Origin of the sequence: Methylobacterium sp., assembly GCF_028290105.1 — a bacterium.
In the GTDB taxonomy this organism is placed as follows: domain Bacteria; phylum Pseudomonadota; class Alphaproteobacteria; order Rhizobiales; family Beijerinckiaceae; genus Methylobacterium.
Map to the genome: position 1 here is coordinate 1 of NZ_JAQGKL010000206.1, position 7,762 is coordinate 7,762.

7 protein-coding genes are annotated in these 7,762 nt (G+C 68.6%); 1 reads left to right on the plus strand and 6 read right to left on the minus strand.

From position 1 onward, the window contains the following. Window positions 1-857 (plus strand): ABC transporter ATP-binding protein (locus JWQ05_RS14900; RefSeq protein WP_299659760.1); only part of this gene is annotated, 857 nt, incomplete at its 5' end. A gap of 68 nt (window positions 858-925) precedes the next feature. Here the strand turns inward: JWQ05_RS14900 and JWQ05_RS14905 are convergent. The 6 genes from JWQ05_RS14905 to JWQ05_RS14930 all read right to left on the minus strand — a co-directional run bounded on the left by JWQ05_RS14905 (window position 926) and on the right by JWQ05_RS14930 (window position 7,755). Further along, window positions 926-1,816 carry an ABC transporter permease gene (locus JWQ05_RS14905; protein ID WP_299659763.1) on the minus strand — a complete coding sequence of 297 codons (891 nt, stop codon included), beginning with the start codon at window positions 1,814-1,816 and terminating at the stop codon, window positions 926-928. Window positions 1,817-1,819: 3 nt separating this feature from the next. Further along, the gene (locus JWQ05_RS14910) at window positions 1,820-2,776 is read right to left on the minus strand and encodes an ABC transporter permease (protein WP_299659766.1); all 957 of its coding nucleotides are present in this window, start codon (window positions 2,774-2,776) and stop codon (window positions 1,820-1,822) included. Window positions 2,777-2,849: 73 nt separating this feature from the next. After that, on the minus strand, window positions 2,850-4,124 hold the full coding sequence (locus JWQ05_RS14915) for an extracellular solute-binding protein (protein ID WP_299659768.1): 1,275 nt from the start codon (window positions 4,122-4,124) through the stop codon (window positions 2,850-2,852). A gap of 29 nt (window positions 4,125-4,153) precedes the next feature. After that, entirely contained in the window at window positions 4,154-5,146 is a 993-nt protein-coding gene (locus JWQ05_RS14920) for an ABC transporter ATP-binding protein (protein WP_299659771.1), read from the minus strand. Between the two features lie 76 nt (window positions 5,147-5,222). Next, on the minus strand, window positions 5,223-6,644 hold the full coding sequence (hydA, locus tag JWQ05_RS14925; protein ID WP_299659774.1) for a dihydropyrimidinase: 1,422 nt from the start codon (window positions 6,642-6,644) through the stop codon (window positions 5,223-5,225). Window positions 6,645-6,648: 4 nt separating this feature from the next. After that, window positions 6,649-7,755 (minus strand): ring-opening amidohydrolase, encoded by a 1,107-nt coding sequence (locus tag JWQ05_RS14930; RefSeq protein WP_299659776.1) that lies wholly within the window; start codon window positions 7,753-7,755, stop codon window positions 6,649-6,651. Window positions 7,756-7,762 lie beyond the last annotated feature (7 nt).

Below are 7,762 nucleotides of genomic sequence, written 5' to 3' on the forward strand. Positions count from 1 at the left end.
TGCGCCTCAACCCGGAGCGCAAGACGACGATCGGCGGTGAGATCCGGGTGGCGGGCCAGGACGTCATGGCGCTATCGGGCAAGGCCCTGCGGGCGATGCGCGGCCGGGCCGTGGCGATGATCTTCCAGGAGCCGCTGCTGGCGCTGGACCCCGTCTATACGGTGGGCCGACAGATCACCGAGGCGATCCGCCAGCACGAGCGGATCGGCGCCGAGGCGGCGCGCCAGCGGGCGCTGCAACTCTTCGAGCGCGTCCGCATTCCGAGCCCGGAGCGGCGCCTCGACGCCTATCCGCACGAGATGTCCGGGGGGATGCGTCAGCGCGCGATGATCGCTCTGGCGCTCGCCTGCCGGCCGCAGGTGCTGCTCGCCGACGAACCGACCACGGCGCTCGATGCCACGGTGCAGATCCAGATCCTGCTGCTCCTGCGTGAATTGCAGGCCGAACTCGGTCTCTCGACGATCTTCGTGACGCACGATCTGGGTGCTGCCGTGGAGGTCGCCGACCGGATCGCGGTGATGTATGCCGGCCGCATCGTCGAGGAGGGCTCCGCCCGGGACGTGGTGCTGAACCCGCACCACCCCTACACGATCGGCTTGCTGCGCAGCCGCGCCGACGGGGCGCTCGCCAAGGGCACGCGGCTGAAGACGATTCCCGGCAGCCCGCCCGACCTCACCAACCGCCCGCCGGGTTGCCCGTTCGCGCCGCGTTGCTTCCTGGCCGAGGAGCGCTGCGGGGTCGATGCGCCGCCTTACGTCAACGTGGAGGCTGGCCACCGGGCCGCCTGCTGGCATACCGACGCGGCGCATGCGGCGTTCCAGGGTGACAAGGCACCGCTGCTGGAAGCGGCAGTATGACGTCTGCCGGCCGCGTAGAGGATCCGATCTTTCCCCGCTCGGGAGAGGGGAAAGCAGGTCACAAAGTCTCATCCCAGCCGCAAGCCGGCCCGCGCTTTGCGCCGCTGCAGGTACAGGCTCGTGCCGAGGGCAAGGCCGATCACGGCCAGTGACATCCCCGTGGTGAGGGTGCCCAGCGCGTAGATCTCCGGCGTGGTCACGGTGGTGGTCAGGCCCTGCAGTTCCAGCGGCAGGGTGTTGCGACCGCCGATGGCCTGGCTGGTGCGGGCGAGTTCGTCGAACGAGAGCGTGAAGCCGAAGAGGGCGACGCCGACGAGGGAGGGTCCCAGGATCGGGATCACGACGTGGCGCAGGGTCTGGGGGCCGGTGGCGCCGAGATCGCGCGCGGCCTCCTCGTAGGCCGGATCGAACCGGTTGAAGACCGCGAACATGATGAGGAGGCCGAAGGGCAGCGTCCAGGTCAAGTGGGCCCCGAGCGCCGAGGTGTAGAGCCCCATCAGGGTGCCGTGCTCCTGCAGCCAGCCCCAGCCAGTCTCGGTGGCGGCCCATTTCACCGCCTCGTCGAGCAGGCGGAATTCGAGACCGATGCCGAGCGAGACCACGATGGAGGGAACGATCAGGCTCGCGACGGCCACCGTGAACAGTGCGCCCTCACCGCGAAAACGCTTGCGGAAGGCAAGGCCCGCGAAGAACGCGATGCCGACGGTGAGCCCCATCACCACGAGACCGAGGCGCAGCGAGCGCCAGAGCGCGCCCCAGATGTCGACGATGCCCAGGCCCGCCCAGAGCTTGCCGAACCAGTGCGTCGAGACCCCGTTCATCGGGAAGGTCAGGCCGCCCTGCGGCCCCTGGAAGCTCAGTACCAGGATGGTCAGCGTCGGTCCGTACAGAAAGGCGACGAAGAGGGCGAAGAACGCCGCGAGCGCGTAGAAGGCGAGGGAACGGGGCCGGTCGCTCACGGATCAGAGTTCCTTGCGCAGGTCGATCAGCCGCGTCATGGCGACGATCATCAGCATCACGGCGCCGAGCAGCACCACGGCGTTGGCCGCCGCAGCCGGCAACTGCAGGGCCGACATCTGGACCTGGATGACCTTGCCCACCGACGCGATCTGCTGGCCGCCCATGACCCCGACGGTGACGAAATCGCCCATGACGAGCGTCACCACGAAGATCGACCCGATGGCGATGCCGGGCTTGGCCAGCGGCACCACCACGTTCCACAGGGTTTGCCAGCCGCTGGCGCCGGCATCGTAGGCCGCTTCGATCAGCGCGCGGTCGATGCGGGCCATGCTGTTGAAGATCGGCACGATCATGAAGACCGTGTTGAGGTGGACGAACGCCAGCACCACCGAGAAATCGGAATAGAGCAGCCCCTCGATGGGCGACTTGATGAGCCCCATCCCCATCAGCGTATCGTTGACGAGGCCGTTGCGGCCGAGCAGCGGGATCCAGGAGATCATGCGGATCACGTTCGAGGTCCAGAACGGGATGGTGCAGACGAGGAACAGGGCCATCTGCATCGTGCGCGAGCGGACGTGGAAGGCGACGAAATACGCCACCGTGAAGCCGATCAGCAGGGTGAACACCCAGGTGAGGACGCAAAACTTCAGGGTCGACAGGTAGGTCCGCACGGTCGTGCAGGCATCCGTCGTATTGAGGCAGCCCTCGAATACGTCGACGTAGTTCTGCACCGTGAAGGCCGGGATGATCTCGTACTCGTTGTAGGCCCAGAAGCTGACGATGACGGTCAGGCCTAAGGGCACCACGAAGAACAACAGGAACACCAGTGCCATGGGCGCGGCTTGAATGTAGGCGAGGGCGCGTCGCCGGCGGGTCTTCTGGGTCAGGCTGGCGGTGGTCGTCAATGCGGGCGGGGACTCCGCGAGAGCGGGCATTGCGGCGAGGGCGGTATCCGTCATGGCTGTACCCTCGTGAGACGCCGATCCTTCCCCCTTCTCGGGGGGAGGAAGGGTTCCGACGCGCCCACCCCGCTCACGCGGCGATGAACTCGTTCCATTTGCGGACCATGTAGGTGTTCTCGTCCATCACCGCGTTCCAGCAGGCTACGCCGCCCATGCGGGTCTCGAAGGAGCCGCCGTCGCGGCTTGCGCCGGCCTTCTCCAGCACGCTGCCATCCGGCCCCTTGATGTCCTTCTCGGCGGGTTTGCCCTCCATCCAGTAGGCCCACTCGTAGGGCTCCATGTGGGTCTTGGCGGTCTCTAGCACCGCCGAATAGTAGCCCTGGCGGTTGAGGTAGGCGCCCGCCCAGCCGGAGAGGAACCAGTTGATGAAGTCGTAGGCCGCGTCGAGCTTCCGGCCCGTCAGGGTCTTGGGCAGCCCGAAGCCCGTCGCCCAGGCGCGGTAGCCCTCCTTGAGGGGCTGGTAGGTGCAGGCCACGCCCTGAGAGCGCACCTTGGTGACGGCGGGCGACCACATGGACTGGATCACGGTCTCGCCCGAGGCCATCAGGTTCACGGATTCGTTGAAGTCCTGCCAGAAGGCGCGGAACTGGCCGGCGCGTTTGGCCTCGATCAGCAGCTTGATGGTGCGGTCGATCTCCGCCTTCGTCATGTTGCCCTTGTCGGGGTAGGTGTAGTCACCGGTGGCCTCGATCACCATGGCGGCATCCATGATGCCGATGGAGGGAATGTTGAGGATCGAGGCTTTGCCCTTGAACTCCGGGTTCAGAAGTTCCTTCCAGCTCGTGATCGGGCGCTTGATCAGGTCGGGGCGGATGCCCAGGGTGTCGGCGTTGTAGGTGGTGGGGATCAGGGTGATCCACTCGGTGGCCGAGGTCGCGAAGTTCTTCGAGTTCTGGCCTTCCAGGTAGAACACCTTCTTCGGGGCGGTGCCCTGGTCGCCGATCTTCCTGCCCCCGACCTCGCCCTTGGTGAAAACAGGCGTGATGTTGTCGGCCTGCTTGATCCGGCGGGCATCCATGCCCTGGATATTGCCCGAGGGAATGAGCTTCCTGAGGCTGAAGAACTCGGTGTCGAGGAGGTCGAACGAGTTCGGCTGGGTCACCACCCGCTTCGTCACCTCGTCGGTGACGACGGGGATATATTCGATGGTGATCCCGAGGTCTTCCTTCACCTTGCGGGCGATATCGCCGGACTGGTTCACGGCGGTGCCGAGGTAGCGCAGGGTCACGGGCTCGGCGGCGATCACGTTGGGAAAGCCGGTGATCGGGCCGGCGCCGAGCGCCAGTCCGGTGGCACCCGCGCCCCGGAGCAGGGTCCGGCGGCTCAGCTTGATCGTGGTCGTCATGCGGGGTCCTCTACGCAGGTCAAATCAGGTCAGGCGCTCAGGCGGTGTGCGGCGGCCTCGTCCCAGCCCAGCGGCACCGTCTGGCCGAGGGCGAGGGGCGAGCCCGCATAGGCACCGTCATCGATCACCGCCGTCAGCGCCGTGGCACCGGGGCCGCCGAGCGCCTCGGTTTCGAAGCCCACATGCACGCTGGTGCCCTGGTACTCGACCGAGACGACGCGGGCCGGGATCGATGCGGGCCCGGCCTCGGGGCCTAGACGCATCCGGTCGGCGCGCACCGCGACCTCGCTGGAATCAGGCAGGCGGATGATGTTGTGACCGCCGATGAAGCGCGCGACGAAGGCGGTGGCCGGGCGCTCGAAGACGTCGCGGGGGGCGGCCGCCTGCTCGATGCGGCCGCCGTTCATCACCACCACGAGGTCGGAGAGCGCCATCGCCTCCTCCTGGCTGTGGGTGACGTGGATGAAGGTGAGGCCGAGTTCGGCCTGGAGCCGCTTCAGCTCGGTCCGCATCCGCACCCGCAGGAAGGGGTCCAGGGCCGAGAGCGGCTCGTCGAGGAGCAGGACCTTGGGTCCGGTGACCAACGCGCGGGCGAGGGCCACGCGCTGCTGCTGGCCACCGGAGAGTTGCGCCGGCAGGCGCTCGGCCAGATGCGCCATCTGCACGAGGTCGAGCATGGCGAGCGCCTTGGCCCGGCGCTCGGCCTTGCCCACGCCGCGCATCTTCAGGCTGAAAGCCACGTTGTCGCGGCAATTCAGGTGGGGGAACAGGGCGTAGCTCTGGAACATCATCGCGGTGCCACGCTCGGCCGGCGTCGCGTCGCCCACGGCGCGCGGCCCGATGACGACATCGCCGCTCGATACCGTCTCGTGTCCGCCGATCATCCGCAGAGTCGTGGTCTTGCCGCAGCCCGAGGGGCCGAGCAGGCAGCAATAAGCGCCCGAGCGCACCTTCAGGTCGATGCCGTCCACGGCGACCGTATGGCCGTAGCGCTTGGTCAGGCGGATCAGCTCGACGTCCATGCGTGTCTCTCCTTCACGCAGCCCAGCAAGGGGCGGGCCAGACGACGGCCGAGATGCGCTTCGACGGTTCGTCCGGTCAGGCCGTCCCGCCTGCCTTCACGGTCCGGTCGATCACCTGTCCCCACCCGAGGGCACCGACGACCCGACCGTCCTCGGCGACGACTTCGCCCCGCGCGAGGGTCATCACGGGCCAGCCCGTCACCGAAAATCCTTCCCAGGGCGTGTAGTCGGCGCCGTGATGGAGGTTCGCCTGTCGGATCGTCTCGCGGCGGTTCGGGTCCCAGAGGGTCAGGTCGGCGTCGAACCCGACCCCAATCGAGCCTTTGCGCGGGTAGAGGCCGTAGAGCTTGGCGTGGTTGGTGGCGGTGAGTTCCACGAAGCGGTTTAGCGAGATCCGCCCGGTCGAGACCCCTTCGGAGAACAGGACGGCCAAGCGCGTCTCGATGCCCGGGAGCCCGTTGGGCACGTAGCGGAAAGAGTCCTTGGCCCGCGGGTTCAATTTGCCCCGGGGGTCGTCGTAACGAAACGGGCAATGGTCCGAGGAGACGACCTCGAACAGGCCCGTCTGGATCCCGCGCCAGATCGCGGCCTGGCTCGCCGTGTCGCGAGGCGGGGGCGAGCAGACGTATCTGGCGCCCGCCATCGGATCGGATGAACCGCGCCCCTTCAGGTCCTCGGCCGTCAGCGTCAGGTATTGCGGGCAGGTCTCGGCATGGATCTTCAGGCCGCGGGCGCGGGCCCAGGCGATCTGCTCCATGGCCTGCTCGCCCGAGACGTGCACGATGACGATGGGCAGATCCACGAGTTCGGCGTGGGCGATCGCCCGGTGCGCCGCCTCGCGCTCCACGAGTTCGGGCCGCGACAGGGCGTGGCCGTAGGGCGTCGTCTGCCCGGCGCGCTCCAGCTTCTCGGTCATGTACCGGATGGTGTCGTAGCCCTCGGCATGGACCATCACCCGGGCGCCCTCGCGGCGGGCCACGTCGAACACGTCGAGGATCTGGCGGTCGTTCAGGACGAGGTCGTCGTAGGTCATGAAGACCTTGAACGAGGTGTAGCCCTCGGCGATCAGCGCCGGCAGTTCCTGGCCGAGCACGGCGGGCGTCGGGTCCGAGACGATGAGATGGATGGCCACATCGATGTGGCACTGCCCTTCCGCCAGCGCCCGGTAGGCGTGCGTCGCCTCCCGCAGCGAGGCACCACGCGGCTGGAGCGCGAAGGGCATCACACAGGTGTTGCCACCGGCCGCCGCCGCCCGGGTGGCAGAGGCGAAATCGTCGGCCATGACGATGCCGGGGCCGGAGGCCTGCGCGATGTGGACGTGGCTGTCGATGCCGCCGGGCAGGACGAGGAGGCCGGACGCATCGATGGTGCGGGCCGCATCCGTGATCCGCTCGGCCACCGCCGCGATGCGCCCGTTCCGGATGCCGAGGTCGGCGCGGATCGTATCGGCGGCGGTCACCAGGGTGCCGCCCCGGATGGCGAGGTCGAATTCGGGCATCGGCTCAGTCCCTCACGCGGGCGATGATCGCCACGGGTCCGCCGCCATCCGGCCCCTGGTGCTCGGCGCCGCCCGACACGAACAGGTCGGTGCGCCCGATGGCGGCGGCGGCCACCCCGCCCACCAGGGCGCGGGCGTGCCGGGTGGCGTTGATGTCGCTGTCGTCGTTCATGATGTAGCGCCGCCCCCGGATCAGGCCGTCATGGGAGGGCTCGGCCTTGGCGAGGAGGGCGACGACGCGTTCCGCATCCTCGGAGCTCACCGGTCCCGCCCCGGCAAAGCCGAGGTCGGACAGGACGCCCCGGATCGCGGAGAAATCGATGCCGTCGTGCATGACCCGGTGGGCGATGGCGTGCGGCCCCGACCAGCCGGACCCGTTGCCGAGCACGATGACCTCGTTGCGCATCAGTTCGATGCCCGCCGAGGCGCTGGCGCGGCCGGAATAGAGCTCTCGCCGCGCGCCGATGGCGGCATCGGACAGGTCCTCGCGCGCCACCTCGCCGAGCGCCAGGGCGATGCCGAGTGCCGAGGCTCCGCGCGACAGCCCCATCGAGGCGTAGGTGTCGTGGGTCGATACGGTGTGTCCGCGCGCCGCCGCCTCGACGATGCGGGCGCTGGTGAGAAGCGGGCACTTCACCTGGACGAAATGCACGTCCTCCGGATCAGCGAGGCCCGCCTGCGCCATCGCCTGGGCGACCGCCTCGGCGGTGGCCTCCACCTGTTCCATCCGACCGACCTGTTCCGGGCGAAAATCCGTGGTGAACGCGGTGCCGATGGCGAGCGCCGTCGCGCCGGACGTTGCGGGTCCGTCGCGACGGGCGAGCACGAGGAGGTGGGGCGAGAGGCCGCCCTCGGTCCCGCCCGACATCACCAGGGCGACCCGCGCGCCGACCGCCTCGGGCGGGCAGCCAAGCGCGGGACCGAGCGCGGATTCGAGGGCCATCACGGCGAGTTGCCGGGTGAAATCGTTGACGCAGCCATTGCCCTCGGTCTTGCCGAGGATCGCCACGATCTCACCGGCCGCCACGGCACCGGAGGCGATGAGGTCCATCACCCCCGAGACATCGGCGGGGTGACGGGTCGGCACGCGAAAGACGAGGCATTCGGGCATGGCGCGT